The organism is Lysinibacillus mangiferihumi, from assembly GCF_003049665.1.
Classification (GTDB): domain Bacteria; phylum Bacillota; class Bacilli; order Bacillales_A; family Planococcaceae; genus Lysinibacillus; species Lysinibacillus mangiferihumi.
This window is the reverse complement of sequence record NZ_PYWM01000041.1, coordinates 1-15,034: the sequence shown is the minus strand read 5'-3', so window position 1 is coordinate 15,034 and position 15,034 is coordinate 1. Positions and strand designations below refer to the sequence as shown.

The 15,034-nt window shown below is 35.3% G+C and carries 15 protein-coding genes; 2 read left to right on the top strand and 13 right to left on the bottom strand.

Annotated features, from left to right (window positions below):
* Positions 1 to 85 precede the first annotated feature (85 nt).
* From C9J37_RS24285 to C9J37_RS24270, 4 genes are all read right to left on the bottom strand, one after another.
* Positions 86 to 1,315, bottom strand: coding sequence for a glutathionylspermidine synthase family protein (locus C9J37_RS24285; protein ID WP_107897471.1), 1,230 nt, complete (start codon positions 1,313 to 1,315; stop codon positions 86 to 88).
* 8 nt (positions 1,316 to 1,323) lie between these two features.
* The gene (locus tag C9J37_RS24280) at positions 1,324 to 1,716 is read right to left on the bottom strand and encodes an RNA helicase (RefSeq protein WP_235617236.1); all 393 of its coding nucleotides are present in this window, start codon (positions 1,714 to 1,716) and stop codon (positions 1,324 to 1,326) included.
* An 80-nt stretch (positions 1,717 to 1,796) separates the two neighbouring features.
* Positions 1,797 to 2,195 (bottom strand): DUF350 domain-containing protein, encoded by a 399-nt coding sequence (locus C9J37_RS24275; RefSeq protein ID WP_107897469.1) that lies wholly within the window; start codon positions 2,193 to 2,195, stop codon positions 1,797 to 1,799.
* Positions 2,196 to 2,210: 15 nt separating this feature from the next.
* On the bottom strand, positions 2,211 to 2,543 hold the full coding sequence (locus tag C9J37_RS24270; RefSeq protein WP_024363316.1) for a hypothetical protein: 333 nt from the start codon (positions 2,541 to 2,543) through the stop codon (positions 2,211 to 2,213).
* Between the two features lie 396 nt (positions 2,544 to 2,939).
* On the opposite strand from C9J37_RS24270, the gene C9J37_RS24265 reads away from it, so the two are divergent.
* Positions 2,940 to 4,403 carry an alpha/beta hydrolase family protein gene (locus tag C9J37_RS24265; RefSeq protein WP_107897468.1) on the top strand — a complete coding sequence of 488 codons (1,464 nt, stop codon included), beginning with the start codon at positions 2,940 to 2,942 and terminating at the stop codon, positions 4,401 to 4,403.
* 237 nt (positions 4,404 to 4,640) lie between these two features.
* Here C9J37_RS24265 and C9J37_RS24260 read toward each other — a convergent pair whose 3' ends face one another.
* The 4 genes from C9J37_RS24260 to C9J37_RS24245 form a co-directional block, all read right to left on the bottom strand.
* A complete protein-coding gene (locus C9J37_RS24260) occupies positions 4,641 to 5,075 on the bottom strand; it encodes a MarR family winged helix-turn-helix transcriptional regulator (protein ID WP_107897467.1) in 435 nt (144 codons plus the stop codon).
* Positions 5,076 to 5,569: 494 nt separating this feature from the next.
* Positions 5,570 to 6,367, bottom strand: a complete 798-nt coding sequence (locus C9J37_RS24255) for a DUF2705 family protein (protein ID WP_107897466.1) — start codon at positions 6,365 to 6,367, stop codon at positions 5,570 to 5,572.
* Between the two features lie 45 nt (positions 6,368 to 6,412).
* Positions 6,413 to 7,210 carry an ABC transporter permease subunit gene (locus tag C9J37_RS24250; RefSeq protein ID WP_107897465.1) on the bottom strand — a complete coding sequence of 266 codons (798 nt, stop codon included), beginning with the start codon at positions 7,208 to 7,210 and terminating at the stop codon, positions 6,413 to 6,415.
* Positions 7,211 to 7,215: 5 nt separating this feature from the next.
* On the bottom strand, positions 7,216 to 8,100 hold the full coding sequence (locus C9J37_RS24245) for an ABC transporter ATP-binding protein (protein WP_107897464.1): 885 nt from the start codon (positions 8,098 to 8,100) through the stop codon (positions 7,216 to 7,218).
* Positions 8,101 to 8,859: 759 nt separating this feature from the next.
* Between C9J37_RS24245 and C9J37_RS24240 the strand changes: the two genes are divergently transcribed.
* A complete protein-coding gene (locus tag C9J37_RS24240; RefSeq protein ID WP_107897463.1) occupies positions 8,860 to 9,108 on the top strand; it encodes a hypothetical protein in 249 nt (82 codons plus the stop codon).
* Positions 9,109 to 9,226: 118 nt separating this feature from the next.
* Here C9J37_RS24240 and C9J37_RS24235 read toward each other — a convergent pair whose 3' ends face one another.
* The 5 genes from C9J37_RS24235 to C9J37_RS24215 form a co-directional block, all read right to left on the bottom strand.
* Positions 9,227 to 10,249 carry a sensor histidine kinase gene (locus tag C9J37_RS24235; protein WP_107897462.1) on the bottom strand — a complete coding sequence of 341 codons (1,023 nt, stop codon included), beginning with the start codon at positions 10,247 to 10,249 and terminating at the stop codon, positions 9,227 to 9,229.
* Entirely contained in the window at positions 10,246 to 10,923 is a 678-nt protein-coding gene (locus C9J37_RS24230; protein ID WP_107897461.1) for a response regulator transcription factor, read from the bottom strand. Before C9J37_RS24230 ends, C9J37_RS24235 begins: the two co-directional genes overlap by 4 nt.
* A gap of 10 nt (positions 10,924 to 10,933) precedes the next feature.
* Positions 10,934 to 12,991, bottom strand: coding sequence for an FtsX-like permease family protein (locus C9J37_RS24225; protein WP_107897460.1), 2,058 nt, complete (start codon positions 12,989 to 12,991; stop codon positions 10,934 to 10,936).
* On the bottom strand, positions 12,981 to 13,763 hold the full coding sequence (locus tag C9J37_RS24220; protein WP_107897459.1) for an ABC transporter ATP-binding protein: 783 nt from the start codon (positions 13,761 to 13,763) through the stop codon (positions 12,981 to 12,983). Before C9J37_RS24220 ends, C9J37_RS24225 begins: the two co-directional genes overlap by 11 nt.
* A 488-nt stretch (positions 13,764 to 14,251) precedes the next feature.
* Positions 14,252 to 14,812, bottom strand: a complete 561-nt coding sequence (locus C9J37_RS24215) for an LOG family protein (protein ID WP_107897458.1) — start codon at positions 14,810 to 14,812, stop codon at positions 14,252 to 14,254.
* Between the last annotated feature and the right edge of the window lie 222 nt (positions 14,813 to 15,034).

The window sequence follows — 15,034 nt, the reverse complement described above, 5'->3', positions numbered from 1 at the left end:
CTATTCTCGCTAGATTAGGAGAAACTGCCAGTGCATTCAAACTCACACTACTTTGAGTGCATTCCTTCCCCTTCTTTTAAATTGTTCAGAACCCAAACTTCCCTCTTTTTATTCCAATCGGCAAGTAATACGATAAATTGTTTGTAATCATTCCACCAATGCGTAAACCAATTGCACTTGGCTTTCCGCTAATTAAAAAGCTACCAACCAATATTTCTCCTGTTTGTTTGCCTTTTTCACTGTGAAATGTTGTTTTTGGTTGCTCGATATATTGCTGATACACCTTTGTATAGTGATGATAAGATTTTTGTGCATCCGCCTTTAGTAAATGTCCATCTGCTTCATAAATCTCTATAGTATCCCCTTCACGACCGAATACCGGTTTTTTTACATAGCGCAGCCCTTTGTCAATAAACTGGCTTTCTTCTAAATAGGTAGGTAACAAATAATCGGCAATCCACTCATGCTCTTCGGCAGAAAAAAATTCATTTCCTTCCTCGTGCAAGCCCCAAATGACAGCTTGTACCGCTTTGTTTTGTAGTAAAAAAGCAGAGGGTGGGTTGATAATCGTTAACAAATTTTGTTCAACTAACTCTAGTAGCCACAAGCCGATTTTATTTTGTGCTTCATCCTCGTCTAGAATTAAATTTTCAATCGGGAACGTTTGACGATACAGGACATCAATTTGCTTCCCGTCCTCATCAAATAGCCCGACTCCTCTTTGAATTTGTAATTGATGCAACGGCGTAAATTTCGCTCCAGATATAAATTGCATTAAGTAAAGCGTTGTATAGTAGTCTTCTATATTTTGTTCATGCGCAGTAAAGACGATATGTGTTTTTTGAGAACATTTATTTTGTTTAACGCTTTCCTGAATCAAATCTTTTAAAACCTGCTCCGCCTTAGCATTCGGATTTTCCATTGCGAACGCATGACAAATGCGTTCGTTGACAAAAAACAATTCCTTAATAAACGTCGGTGTATCTGCATTCATTTCAATACATTTATAGCTACCGTTATGTGGAATAAAGTCAAAGCGCGCAATTACGCTTTCAACCTCCATCGTTTTTAAGCGAAGAAAATGGAGCGTTTCTTCCGGATAACCCATTTCAAGTAATGTCTCATTGGATACGTTGCGTAATAAATGAGCCGTTTTAAAAAAAATTTTACCCGTTCGTTCCGTTGCTAACCGAATCTTTTCAACTTCTTCCTCTGTTATTTCATACATATCATAAAGGGCATATTCCTCGTTATATAAATCTGCCCAAAACTGTTCAATTTGCGTATAAAACTGTTGGCGCTCGCTTTTATACATGAAACCATTCAGCTCACTTTCAATTCCGTTACATAAATCACATAAACGCCACGGTCCTCGTCAATTTCAGTAGAAGTAACAAGCATTTGTCCGATATTAGGAATATCTACAACATTCTTTAATAAATAGCGAATAACTTCAGTATGTGTCTCACAAGGGATACGTAAGAGCAATCGATAATTTTCACGTTCATTTGGACTTCTAAATTCGATATGTATGCCTCGTTCACGAAAGCTTCGCTCATCCTCACCTGATAAATTACGGCCCATCTCTCTTAATACAAGCACTTCCACATTCCCTTCCATCTCATTCGATATAAGCTCATATTGTATACCTTGCATGATAAAATATGTACAAAGCTGTCGCGCATAAAATTCATCTAGGCCAACATTGGGTTCCATATATTCAAAAAACGGCTCAAAATATCCATTTCCTTTATCAATATAATAAATTAACTCCTTCAGAGCTACCCCTCCTCAAACTAATATGTTAAACATTTCGCAACAATCCAACCAACTGCTAATGATAACGATAATAAAATTGTTCCAACTGCTCGATTGTCTTCTTCAATCGCTTTTTGAATGCTAAAACGAATCGTTATTAGTTCTGCTATGAAAAACACAACGACTTGCGCTACAATGCCGATTGCACCCCAGATAACCATATCTATTAATGAAATCGAATACTCTACAGCCGCCCCTAATACGATGGCTAAGCCGATTACTTTACCACCTAATAGCATCGCAGCACTTACATTTTTTTGCGCGATTAATTGGAACTCCTTAATTTTTGGTGTACTTAACGTAAATAGCAACATACCGATTACTAATAAACTAATGGATACACCTAGATATGATAAAAAATTTAAATACATATTCATATTTTTCGCCCTCTCTTATCCTCCGAAACTTTTTAATCCACTGCCAAACCCTGAGCTGGATCGCCCTGCTTTAGAGCTGGTACTGCTTTTATAATTTTTGTAGTCGCTGCTACTCTTTAACGCTGACTTGGTATTATAATAGCTTCCCCCGTAATAGTAGGCTCCATAATGCCCTGAACGACTTTCATCACATTGCCATACGCCCTCTTCCTCTGACCAATCCCAGTCATTACAGCTTTCATCTGTTGGCTTTGATGGTAAGCTACTTGTTGATGTGTCACAACCAGCTAAGCTTAACGTTAAGGCTGTTGCTGATATACCAACCATCATTTTTTTCGTTTTCTCCATTTCTATGAGCCTCCATTTCCTTTCCTACTTTAACGTACGAAAGAAGAACGAGAAAAGATTCAAAAAATTTAACATCGTATAAATCTTGGAAAAAAAGTGAACTGCAATCAGTGAAAATTTTCCTCATCCCCACCGATTGTTAGTTGAACTAAACGGGCTATCACGGTCAGGTGATTGCTCCCTTCTTTGGCTCGTTCTCTTCTAGGACGTTTTACTGAGCGTATGTGGGATAAAACTCATTCTTCGGGGTAACCATATTTTCTAAATATGATGACATACTTGTAATTAATGATACGAAATTAGAATTCTCCTGAAAAATTGACATATCAAATCTTGTAATTTATAGTTAAGTAAAGTTAACTAAACTTAATAAGATTTTATAAGGAGTTGGGATTATTGAGGCTGTTGGAAGGGATTTTAATAACAGTTCATATTTTGTGGCTTTTTTCTTTTCTATTTAAATTTGATGCAAAACTAAAAATAATCATTAATATCACTGCACTTACCCTTTTAATAATTCATTTGGGGCTTGAGGGTTATCGTTGGCAAATGGGATTAACCTATGTTTTATATATTCTTTTAACTGTATTTACAATGAAGTCATTCATTCAAAAGAATGCGAAAAAGGTCATTATTGAAAGTGCGAAAAATAACAGGAAGGTTAAAAAACTTATATATATTTTACTTATTATCATTTATTCGCTCAGCAATTTTAGTTTAGTAACTGTCATGCCTGTATTTCAACTTCCAAAACCATCAGGTCCTTTTGAAGTAGGTATGAACTCAAGGCATTTAATAGATGAGACCAGACATGATGGGGAACAAAAAGCGCGGGAATTGATGATACAAATATGGTATCCCGCAGAGGTAGAAGATGGTGCGAAGGATATTCAGTATGAATCTTTTCCTTACGAAGAATGGTCAGGAACGATGGAATTCATTTTTTCTGTTCCACGCTTTTTATTTGAGTATTTGAAGTATGGACAAACTAACAGCATAAAAGATATAGCCGTATCCAATCAAGAAAATAAATTTCCGGTTCTTTTATTTTCTCACGGATATGGCAGTACTAGAATGCAAAGTTTTTCTCAAATGGAAGAATTGGCAAGTCATGGATACGTTGTTATCAGCGTTGACCATACGAATGATGCAGCCTATACAAAGTTTCCAGATGGACGGGAAATGATAAATCAGACGGACGCGTATTCTTATTCCTTTGATATTGAAGATGAAGAAGAGGTTAAAAGGCGATCAAAAGATATGAGCTTTGTGCTAGATCAGTTAATCACAATCAACGATGGGGATACTCAAGGTTTGTTTACTGGAAGGATGGACATGGACAGAATCGGTATATTTGGTCATTCATATGGGGGGTCAACAGCTGCCCAAACATTGTTGGATGATCGCAGGATTTCTGCAGGAATTAATATAGATGGACCTTTGCATGAACCTGTAGCCAGCAAAGGATTTGAACAGCCTTTTATGTTTATTTTAGATGAAGATTATCTTTATCTATCTGATGAAGAAATTCAATATACGAATATCACTACAGAAGAATTTAAAAAGTATCATGATACAATTACAGAGCTTGCTGATTTTCACTATAAAGAGGGGATAAAGGGAGATACTTTCATGCTTACTTTTATAGCAGGAGATCACTATACTTTTACAGATTTCCCCTTTCTCTCTCCTCTAATTTCATGGAATATTGATGTAAATGAATTCCATCAAGTTATGAATAGGTATATTTTGGCCTTTTTTGATCACTATGTGAAAGAGAAAGAGCTTGATCCATTACTTAGGAAAGAGAAAAAAGAAGATAAGTTCTACGATTTTAAAGAAAATATTAAAATTAATTGATAGTGTTATATATTCGGAATGAAAAATCGGCAACATAAATGTCTATAAACGCCTTTATAGCGATTAGAAATTTAACAGATGACATTTTTCTAAAAACATTGTTTTTATATAACTGAACGAAACTTTTATCAGTAATTATCTACAATTTATGTTTGGTAAATCCCATATACGGCAGCCAGGATTTTGGTAATATACGATTGGTTGTTTCAAATTTCTCTATTATCTTAAATCACATTATTATTTAGTTCCGACAATTTTATTTAATGTATCAAGAACATTTGTTAACTCGGTTAAGCTTGCTTTAGAATAATATTTTTCCACAAGAATATTGTCTATTTTTTTTAGAAGCTGATAATACTCTTTACCTTTTTCCCCAAGATAAATAAAGATTTTTCTACCGTTTATTAAATTTTCTTGACGATAGATCATTTTCATTTCTTCAAGTTTTGAAATGACTTGGCTAACTGCGCTTTTTGAAATATCAAAATGATTTGCAATATCTTTGGCAATTACCGGCTCATGACGAATGATATAACTCATAATAATTTCTTGTTGAGGAGTTAAGTGAAAATTCTCTAATTCCTCAACCTCTTTCGTTTCTTGTAAAACTAACAATTTGAACTGCTCAAATTGTTGATTGATTTTGTCTATAATTATTAAATAATCATACATAGATTTATCATCCTTAATTCATTTTAAACATTTATATTTAAGTTAATTGTGCTTAACTATTATATATTTGTCAATTATTAAGGGTATTTGCTCCAATGGTTTAAAAAATTGCTGAACGATTAGCCAATAGCCATGATGTAGATATTTACTTACGGACATGTAATGAAAGAGTTGGAGCAATCAACGGAAGTGTTCAGCAGAAGTTTAGAAATAGTAATATGGTGCTAATTAATCTAAAAATAGTGTAAACGTAGGTAAATCTATTCTTTTTTCACTTATCTAATGCTAGGACTAGGATAGATTTACTTTTAAATGTATGTGTATAAGTAATTGTACTTTCGCTTACATGGTGTACATTTGGTTTCTTTTGGTGAAAATAAAATTTTACTCATATCATCCTCTAATTCGAATTTCTAGTATATAAAAAAATACCTACAATTTAATACACTCTTTTTATCGAGTGTCCTAATTACAGGTACCATACTATTATATTACTAAACATTCAAATCTCTTTTTTTATAAAAAACATAGGTTATGACCAAAAATGATAGAATCAATATTAGTGAAATTACGACAAAGCTTACTTCTAAACCACCGCCATACATTACATTTTTCGCTTCAAAATATTTAAATGGTGTAAGATATCTTATTCCTTTTATATGCTCATTCAGATCAATAATGATTGATAACATATACATAAGTAAGAGGATTCCAGTAGCCACTGATGCAGCCGTTTTTGGTTTCTTCTTTACAGCAGCAATCGCACTGCCAATAACCATAAACAAAACCTGCAAAATGAACATTGCTGCCATTAAGATTGCAATTTCACCATTAACCGCTTCGCCATCGCTGTATTTCCCTAAAAGAATAATGGACGAAACGAATGTTGCGAGATTGAAGATCACAATATTTGTCAACGCAACCAATAGCTTTGCTGTAATAACTTTACTTCTAGATACTGGTTTAACGAATAAAAACTCAGATGTTTTATCTCGCTCTTCTTTGGCAATAATGGTTGCTCCGAGCATGACTGCATGAATGGTTGCCATTAATACTAAATAGAGAAAAAGCATACCATAGTAGCCGCTAGCCTTCGTTAAATCCAAATCGTTGAAACCTAATACAGCCCGTAGCGATTTTGGCATATCTGCCATCAATTTATTTATCGATTGGCCCGATGACGAATACGCTTCATATTTAGTCATTCCTGATGCCACCATCAGGAAAACACCAATGCTCCAAAATATGAGTGATTTTCGATGAGACTTCAATTCTTTTAAAAAAATATTCATTATCGAACCCCTCCATTTAGCTTTCTACAAGCAAAGCTAGCATTCTTAAACCGCATGGATATCCTTCTTACTATAGACAACATAACTAGCTGCAATTGCAAGAATAATAATAACTGCACCAGCAATTAAAAATGTTGTTTCATAGCTGGAGTGTTTAATGATATAGGCGGTGTCGAAGTATTTAAACGGCGAAAAATAACGTTTCACTTCATCACCAGTCGTATCGCTGAACATTCCGACAAAGTAGAAAGCAAAGACGGTAGCTAGCGAGACGGTCAGCACGGATTTAATCTTTTGGACAATAACGGAAATGATTATTCCTAAGGATAGAAATATCAGCTGAATAAAGAATATTGTAAGTGAAAGCAAAAAGAAAATTTTTAAGCTAAAATCATCTGTCTTGACTTGTAATGCCACAAAGCTAGCTGCAGCGAAATAAAAGATATTCGTTATGACAATCGAAACTAGCGCTGCTAATAACTTAGCTGTCAAGATTTTTGTACGGGTAACAGGCTTCGTTAGCAAAAAGTCCGCTGTTTTTTCACGGACTTCCTTATTGACAATGGAAGTGCCGAGATTCATCGCCTGGATTGCTGCGCAAAGAGTAATAAACGATAATGGGAAGCTATAGAATCCTAAAATAGTAAAGAAATTTTCTTGATTAAACCCGATTGCATTTCTGATTGCCTCTGGATAGTTTTCTACTATTTTCATAAAACCCTTTGCATCTTCAGCAAATGAAGAATACATTGACATAAAAATAATCATAATGGCTATTAACGATAGCGACCATATGATGGTAGACTTTCGATAAACCTTCAATTCATGCATAAAGATATTCATAGTTTTTAGACCTCCTTCTCGTAATAATGTATAAAGATCTCCTCAAGGTCTGGTTCTTCAATCCACAAATTCGCAATTTCAATGTCAGCGATTTTTTTCATCACCGTATTAATATTACCTTTAAATAAAAAGCTAGTTACGTTATTGTGAACATCTAATTTATTGACCCCATCGATTTGGAAGTAATCTTTGTCTAGGGTTGAATTCGTCTCAATTTTAAATTTTTTATAGTTATTCTCTTGTAACGTACTAATCTTTTCTACCGTTACGATTTTACCTTCTTTAATGATGGCAACACGATTACATAATCTTTGGACCTCACTGAGAATGTGCGATGAAAATAAAATCGTAGCACCTTTTTTATTCTCTTCCTCTAATAGTTCAAAGAATTTTTGTTGCATTAATGGGTCTAGCCCGCTTGTCGGTTCATCCAAAATAATGAGTTTTGGCTCATGGAGCAGCCCTTGAACAATCCCGACCTTCTTCTTATTTCCCAAAGATAAGTCATCAATTTTTTTATTCAGATCCAAGTCCATCATTTTTGCTAACTCTTTCATTCTCTTACTGCAATCCTTTTTATAAAAGCTAGCTGAGTATTTTAATAGGTCCTTTACTTTCATATTGTCATAGTAAAAGATTTCAGATGGTAAATAGCCGATTTCCTTTTTTATTTCGGGAGCAAATTGAATGCAGTCCTTACCAAAAATCGTGGCGCTGCCGCTCGTTGGGTAAATGAGCGATAATAATGTACGAATTGTAGTCGACTTCCCAGCACCATTAGGCCCAATAAACCCGAAAATTTCACCCTGTTCAACATTAAAACTAACATCAGATATTCCCCTTGCTTTGCCGTAAGTCTTCGTTAGATTTTTAATTTCTATTACGTTCATTTATAATACCTCCCTTTTTCTCCTCAAACAGCTTCGCAAAATGACTAATTTTGTATATAATTAATTACTGCCTTATTCGTAAAAAAATTTAAAATGACTGCATTGGCGATGAAATTATTACATCTGGCGCGCCACCTGCAAGGTTTTTGTGAAACAGGAGCGCAAACTATTTCTTCTCAAACGTGTAACAAGAATGCTTCCTCCTACATTCTTCAGCTCACAGTCAACAACGCTATTTCTCAACTCCCCATATTCGTCTTTTTACTTTATATATACATACATTAGTATTTTTGTAAATTACAACTTACAACATTTACTCTAAATGGAATCTATAATAAAAAGGGGTGTTAAAATGAAAAAATAGTTTTATCCATTCTGATTAGATAATAAAATTACAATGCCATCTAAAAAAGGGTACTCTATTTATTAACTTAAGGTAGTATGGGATAATGAAAATAAGACTTTTGTTTTCGAGGTTGAGGTAAAATAAAAATTACAACTACTAATATTAAGTATTTGATGTTAGGTAGAGGTCACGAGATAGCTCTTTATAGGGGTACTGTCGAAGTAACATCACTGTCTAGCCTAGAAGGTTGTTCAATTGTACTGATTGTGTAGCCAAATCATGAAAAAAGTCATCTCACAGTGACTATCCTAGAATCGTTTTTTTGTGAAATGACCTTTATTAATAGCAAGGTTCACCTTCTACTTTTATTACTTAGAAGTGTATACTGATTTTCCAATTTAGGGGGTAAATTCGTGAAATTGAAATTCAAATGCTTGCTATCTATCGTCTTATGTTTGAGTATATTGAGTGGATGTAGTAATGAGAAACGTTCTAAGGGGACATACGTTTCTTTTGCCAGACAAGAAAATTTATCAGACGCGTTACGAGAATCGTTATTAGAACAATTAAAAGAAAATGATATAGAATATATAATAGATACTGAAGGTTCCGTGTATGTAAGTGAAAAAGATATTAATAAAGCTGTTTCGTGTTGTTCATAATACAACAAAGCTTGGAACAGAGGTTGCTATACAAAATAGTTCTTGTTCCGCAATTTTGCCATAGTGTTGAATAATATTTTTTTAAGATATGTTATTATTACCTTTTCAGAGGCACAATTTAAACCTTCGGAAACAGCAATTGAATGGTAAAACCACGCTTATATTTTGACTCAACCTCAATTTCAACTTGCAAATCGTCACATAATTTTTTTACTAAAAACAATCCCATCCCTGTAGATGGCTTTTGCTTGCTAGTATCTCCTGTAAATCCTTTATCAAATATAAATGGCAAATCTGATTGCAAGACGCCTACTCCATTATCAGCTATTTTAATGTAGTAGCTGTCTTTGGCATGTTCAAAACCTGTTTCTAGCCAAATCAAACTCTCAGTACCTACGTTTCGATATTTTATTGCATTTACAAGTAACTGTATCAAAATAAAGTGAAGCGCTCTTTCATCAAATACAACGGGTACGTCCTTTATCTCCTTATGAACACTTACATACTGCTCTTCCAATAATGATTGTAGCTCTAGTAACACATCTTCAAAGCATTCCACAATAGAGACCTTTTTCAAGCTATAGTCAACATGCACAGCTTGTAGCTTTGCATAAAATAATATGCGTTCTACGTAATCATGAATCGTGATGTTTGCATAATTTAGCCGTTGATAAACCAACGGGGACATTTCGTCTTTCCTATTTTGTATTACAAAATGAAGTAACGAAAGTGGTGTTTTAATCTCATGCACCCAGCTTTCGATAAAGGTTTCATATTCTAACGACTGATACTTTGCCTCTTGTAATTCATCATATAGGTGACGTAATTGATTCGCCAAATCATGCAGTGGTTCCTTATGTGTGTCACCTAAAACTTGTAGCAACTTAGCCTCATGCTCAACGGAAGGCTCTCTTAAAAATTGATAAAACAAATTTCTTTGCTTTCGTTGTTTTTTCCATGTAAAAAGCCCACCGATCAAAATGGTCCCAAAAGTAAACATGAGCATCGTCAAAACTAATAGTTTAAATGTCTCTGGATAAGCAACCCACGCTAAAAAAATAAAAAAACCGCTATTTACACATAGAAGTAAAATCCACTGACGCGATTGCTGTAAAATATGAAGGCAATCTAATGGCCTCATGGGGACTCACTCCCTATTAATTGATAGCCAATGCCTCTGACCGTTTTAATATGATGTGACATTCCTACTTTATCTAATGTTTTACGAAGTCTAGTCATGTTTACTTGTAGTATATTTTCGTCCACAAATTCACTACTTCCCCACAATTCATGGAAAAGCTGCTCCTTTTCCACAACTGCCGGTGCATGTTGTATTAAAAGCTTCATAATGGCGCCTTCATTTTCAGATAATGAAAGTGAATTGTGAGCAATATATAATTCATTTCTCTTCAAATCTAGTTGGAAATTTCCCCAATTTAAAAACATCGGCATTTTGGCATATAGCTGTTGCAGCTTTTGTACTCTTGCAATGAGTCTTTTCGGATGACAGGGCTTTGTTAAAAAGTCATCGGCCCCTAACTCTAATGCATGCAACTCATCTCGTATCTGATTACGAGCAGTTAAAATTAGAATCGGACCAATTCCTTTCATTTTTAAAGTACGACAAATTTGAAAACCCGATATGCTAGGTAAGTTTAAATCTAACAAGATTAATCCGGGCTTAGCAGCGAGGATATCTTCAATAGGTGTATCAAAAGAAGAGATACTCACTACAGAGTACCCCTCCTTTTGTAAAATATTTTGTAATTCTTCGCGTAGGAAAATGTCATCCTCTACAATGACAATATTCGCCATGCCCTCACCTCTAGTCAATTTCTTTTAACTTTCGAATTTCTACATCACTTTTTCGTTGAATCATTCGAATATAGCCAATTTCCATAACAATAAATAATAGCACCACTAAACCAATAACGATACCATTTTTAAAACTAAAAACAGTTGCCGGCATTGCCGTTAATAAAGACCAGATGCCAAAAATTCCACTAACAAATGCAACCGAAATAGCTAAGATGAAGTATAGCCAAATTTGCTTGCGTGCTGATGTACAAATTGATTCCACATTTGCACCGAGCATCGCTAACGTTTGATAGCGGCTACGTGTGCTTCTTTGCTGCATTAAAAAGTTTAAGCCTAGCACCGTATTGGCGATAATTAAAAACATCACACCTAAATAAAACGTTGTATAACTCCCTGCTACCGTGTAAAATAGCTGTCTGCCCATGCTCGCAAGATAGCTCTCATACTGCAAGCCTGTTGAATTAAGCATTTGATCGACTTCAAGCATCGCCTGCATAAGCCCTTTTTCTTCAATGAACTCGTCTTTTAACGTCATATTCCAAAGCCAAGTTTCATCAGCGTCAAAATATTGCTCGAATAATGCATCCGGCACAATTAATGAATACATTAACGTAATGGCTCTATCCGCCACAATCTGATCCGAATATAGCGTCGGCATTAATGTGTATTCATTTTCAGCTATTTCAACAGTCGGACTCTTTTTTAATATATCTTTTAATATATCATAACTAGCACCTGTATCGTCACTTGTATACATAGCCACCTCATTACCAGCTAACTGAATCGGCTTCTTTTCAGCTGCCTCAAGCATCGCATTATAACTCGATAGAGAAATAAAATATGGCGTATCCTGCATCGATAAGTTGTTTAATAAAATCTCTTTTGGCTCTGAATCGTCTTGACTCGATACTGTTTCTATTAAGCCCGTCCATGCAAAATGATAATTTAATAACGGCTCATCTTCAGATGGATTGAAATTATGTAACGCCATCCTATAATAACTATCAACATAAGGTGCTAGCTCCTCGGATTGAATCAAAGGCTTAATGTCATCTTCATTATTAGCATGAAACGTATAATCAACCGTTCGATTAGCTACAGCGCTATTCATTAACGCTGTCGATGTACCAAACGCGAAGCAAACCATCGCCATTAAAATTAGTAATGTTGATATTGCTAGTGAACTCCATTGATGCAATACATTTTCCTGTAACTGTCTCGCCGTAAACATCGACAAACCTGTTGAAGAGCTGCCTTTTCGCTTCACATAAACACCAATCACACTTCCTAAGCCACGGAATAAAATAAATGTCCCACACACACCAACAAGCAAAATCAGCGCAAATACGCGATAATCAAAATTTCGTAAATATAAAATCGCCATGCCGTAAGCGATGCATAACAAAATCATCCCGATTAATAAAGCCGCTCCAGACAGTAAGCTCACTGCTCCCCATTTAGGCGTCATTGTACTTTGTGATTTTTCCTTTTCCTCATGAAGTAATTCAATCGGCTCTTTGCGGCTCATCGTAAAGCTTAAAATAAACATGGCTAGCAGTTGCACAAGGAAGAAGCCACAAATCGTCAAGCTAATGCCTGTCCATGAAATACGGAATGCATGTCCTATAATCCCCATGCCAACAAAACGTGATGTCGTTAAATTAATAAGCTCGGTTAAAAACAATGAAATTGGCAGACCAATACACACGGCCACAATACCATTCCAAATTGTTTCGCCCATAATCATGAGAAACAGCTTACTTTGCTTCATCCCCATCATTAAATACAAGCCAAACTCATGACTGCGTTGCTGCAGCTGGTAGCGATTCGCAAAATACACGAGGAAGAACACGAACACTAATGAAACTGCATAAAGCACTGGAATTAATAACAACAATCGCTCTACCGCATCACTTTCAATCGTCTTCAAATACAGCATCACATCTTGTTCACCTAACGACAAGATTACATAAAAGGCCACAATTGATACGATGAGCGATGCGAAATACACACCATTCTCCTTCCGTGTTTTGCGACTATTGCGTTTCACAAAGTCAAAGAACATTACTACTACCTCCAGCAAGCTGCGCCATCACCATAACGATTCGCTCATAAAATGCCTCCTGCGATTCGCCTGGTACATTTCTACGCAGTTCATGGAAAATGACACCGTCCTGGATAAATAAAATTCTTGAACAATAGCTAGCTGCATTCGCATCATGGGTCACCATTAAAATAGTAGACTCCTGTTGTTGATTATGTTCAGACAGCTTCTCCATTAAAATCTTAGCGTTTTTCGTATCTAACGCACCAGTTGGCTCATCCGCTAACACAATGCTAGGATTGGAAATAAGCGCTCTCGCCGCTGCAACCCGTTGTTTTTGACCGCCAGACAATTGTGATGGAAATTTATTTAACAGTTCTTCTATATCAAATAGTTTCGATAATTGTCGCAACGCTTGCTCCTGCTCCTTTAAATTAATCCCATGGATCGCTAACGGCAGCATGATATTTTCCTTCGCCGTTAAATTATCAATCAGTTCAAATTGCTGAAATAAATACCCAATTTGATCGCCTCTATATGCCGCGAGTTGTGATCCTTTGAACGACGAAATATTTTGCCCGTCTAGCAAAATTTGACCTGATGTCGGCTTCAACATTGTAGCAATTACATTTAATAGCGTCGTCTTGCCTGAACCACTCGCACCCATAATGCCAAGAAACTCCCCTGGTAACACATTAAATGTTACACCTTTTAATGCCATTGTTTCATTTTGTCCCTCTCCAAAAACTTTACGTACTTCCTTCACTTCCAGTAATTTATTCGAAGCATTCATCTGTCTAACCTCCCGTTTTTATTCCTAGCAATACCTTACTACAAAAAATCGGAAAATTACTCTTACAGTTGACGTAAGGTTTGAAATAGAGGTGGGTTAATTTACAATACAAGCCATTCCCTTTTAATCAAACTTACGATTTCAATATACAAAATTGCTCTAAATGATTTGGGAGCCCTTCAGATTTATGCTACTTTACAACATTAAACTAAGAATATACCTAAACAACGCTTCGGGAACTTGGTTGTTTTTATTAAAAAATAAACATTATCTTTCGACATAATAAGTTCATTCCTTTTACATCACAGTTGCGAAAATCCTCAAATTTTTAAATACAGGCGATTGATTTATTTTATTACCTTTTGAATTTCAAGGGGATGTTGGGGTAGCGTCAGAAAAATGTAGAACTATAACGTTAAGCACTTATTGTTACCAAACGAAGGGAAGAATATAGCCTATCTTCCAAAAGATAGGCTAATTAAGTATGATTAATATGTTCTTACCGTTACGGGTGAAAAGTCTTTTATATACTGTTCAATTTCTACAAACGAATCCGCAAAAAGCATTGCCTTTTGTTCATCCTCTGTTAAAAATTCACTCGTTACCATACCTTTATAAAAATCCTTTAATTGATCATAATAACCTGCTACATTCAATAAAATACACGGATTTTGGTGTTGACCAATTCGTGCCCATGAAATAACTTCTGAAATTTCTTCTAATGTCCCTGGACCACCAGGTAATGCAATATAACAATCCCCTAATTCAATCATCTTATTTTTGCGTTCAGACATAGAATTCACAATTTCTAAACGCGTTAAATTTGGATGACTTAGCTCTCGTTCCACTAAGAATGTTGGAATAATCCCGATGACTTCTCCCTTATGTAGTAAAACTTCATCAGCAATGACACCCATCAAGCCTACCTTTCCCCCACCATACACTAACGTATGACCATTATCAGCAATCCACTTACCTAATGCTTTTGCTGCTTCACTATAAACTTCACTGTTTCCCAAACTCGCTCCACAATAAACTGAAATATTCAAATTTCATTCCTCCTTTATGCTATTATTATAGAAAAATAAGGAGTGACTTGCATTGAATATTTTAGAATATCAAAAATGGATTACAGAATTTTATAAAAAACATACTAACATTAGTAGTACAAACCAAGGCCATGGTTTGTGCTACTATTTTTTTATAGTAGAAGTGAAGAAAAGCCGACCAGCCTCTGGGACCCTTTGTGAGTCCGTATATAAAACCGGCTA

Excerpts from the sequence above, each read along its gene's own strand:
- C9J37_RS24260 (WP_107897467.1), bottom strand. The coding sequence starts at position 5,075 with ATGTATGATTATTTAATAATTATAGACAAAATCAATCAACAATTTGAG.
- C9J37_RS24250 (WP_107897465.1), bottom strand. The coding sequence starts at position 7,210 with ATGAATATCTTTATGCATGAATTGAAGGTTTATCGAAAGTCTACCATC.
- C9J37_RS24230 (WP_107897461.1), bottom strand. The coding sequence starts at position 10,923 with ATGGCGAATATTGTCATTGTAGAGGATGACATTTTCCTACGCGAAGAA.
- C9J37_RS24285 (WP_107897471.1), bottom strand. The coding sequence starts at position 1,315 with ATGTATAAAAGCGAGCGCCAACAGTTTTATACGCAAATTGAACAGTTT.
- C9J37_RS24280 (WP_235617236.1), bottom strand. The coding sequence starts at position 1,716 with ATGGAACCCAATGTTGGCCTAGATGAATTTTATGCGCGACAGCTTTGT.
- C9J37_RS24275 (WP_107897469.1), bottom strand. The coding sequence starts at position 2,195 with ATGAATATGTATTTAAATTTTTTATCATATCTAGGTGTATCCATTAGT.
- C9J37_RS24235 (WP_107897462.1), bottom strand. The coding sequence starts at position 10,249 with ATGAGGCCATTAGATTGCCTTCATATTTTACAGCAATCGCGTCAGTGG.
- C9J37_RS24225 (WP_107897460.1), bottom strand. The coding sequence starts at position 12,991 with ATGTTCTTTGACTTTGTGAAACGCAATAGTCGCAAAACACGGAAGGAG.
- C9J37_RS24270 (WP_024363316.1), bottom strand. The coding sequence starts at position 2,543 with ATGGAGAAAACGAAAAAAATGATGGTTGGTATATCAGCAACAGCCTTA.
- C9J37_RS24220 (WP_107897459.1), bottom strand. The coding sequence starts at position 13,763 with ATGAATGCTTCGAATAAATTACTGGAAGTGAAGGAAGTACGTAAAGTT.
- C9J37_RS24255 (WP_107897466.1), bottom strand. The coding sequence starts at position 6,367 with ATGAATATTTTTTTAAAAGAATTGAAGTCTCATCGAAAATCACTCATA.
- C9J37_RS24245 (WP_107897464.1), bottom strand. The coding sequence starts at position 8,100 with ATGAACGTAATAGAAATTAAAAATCTAACGAAGACTTACGGCAAAGCA.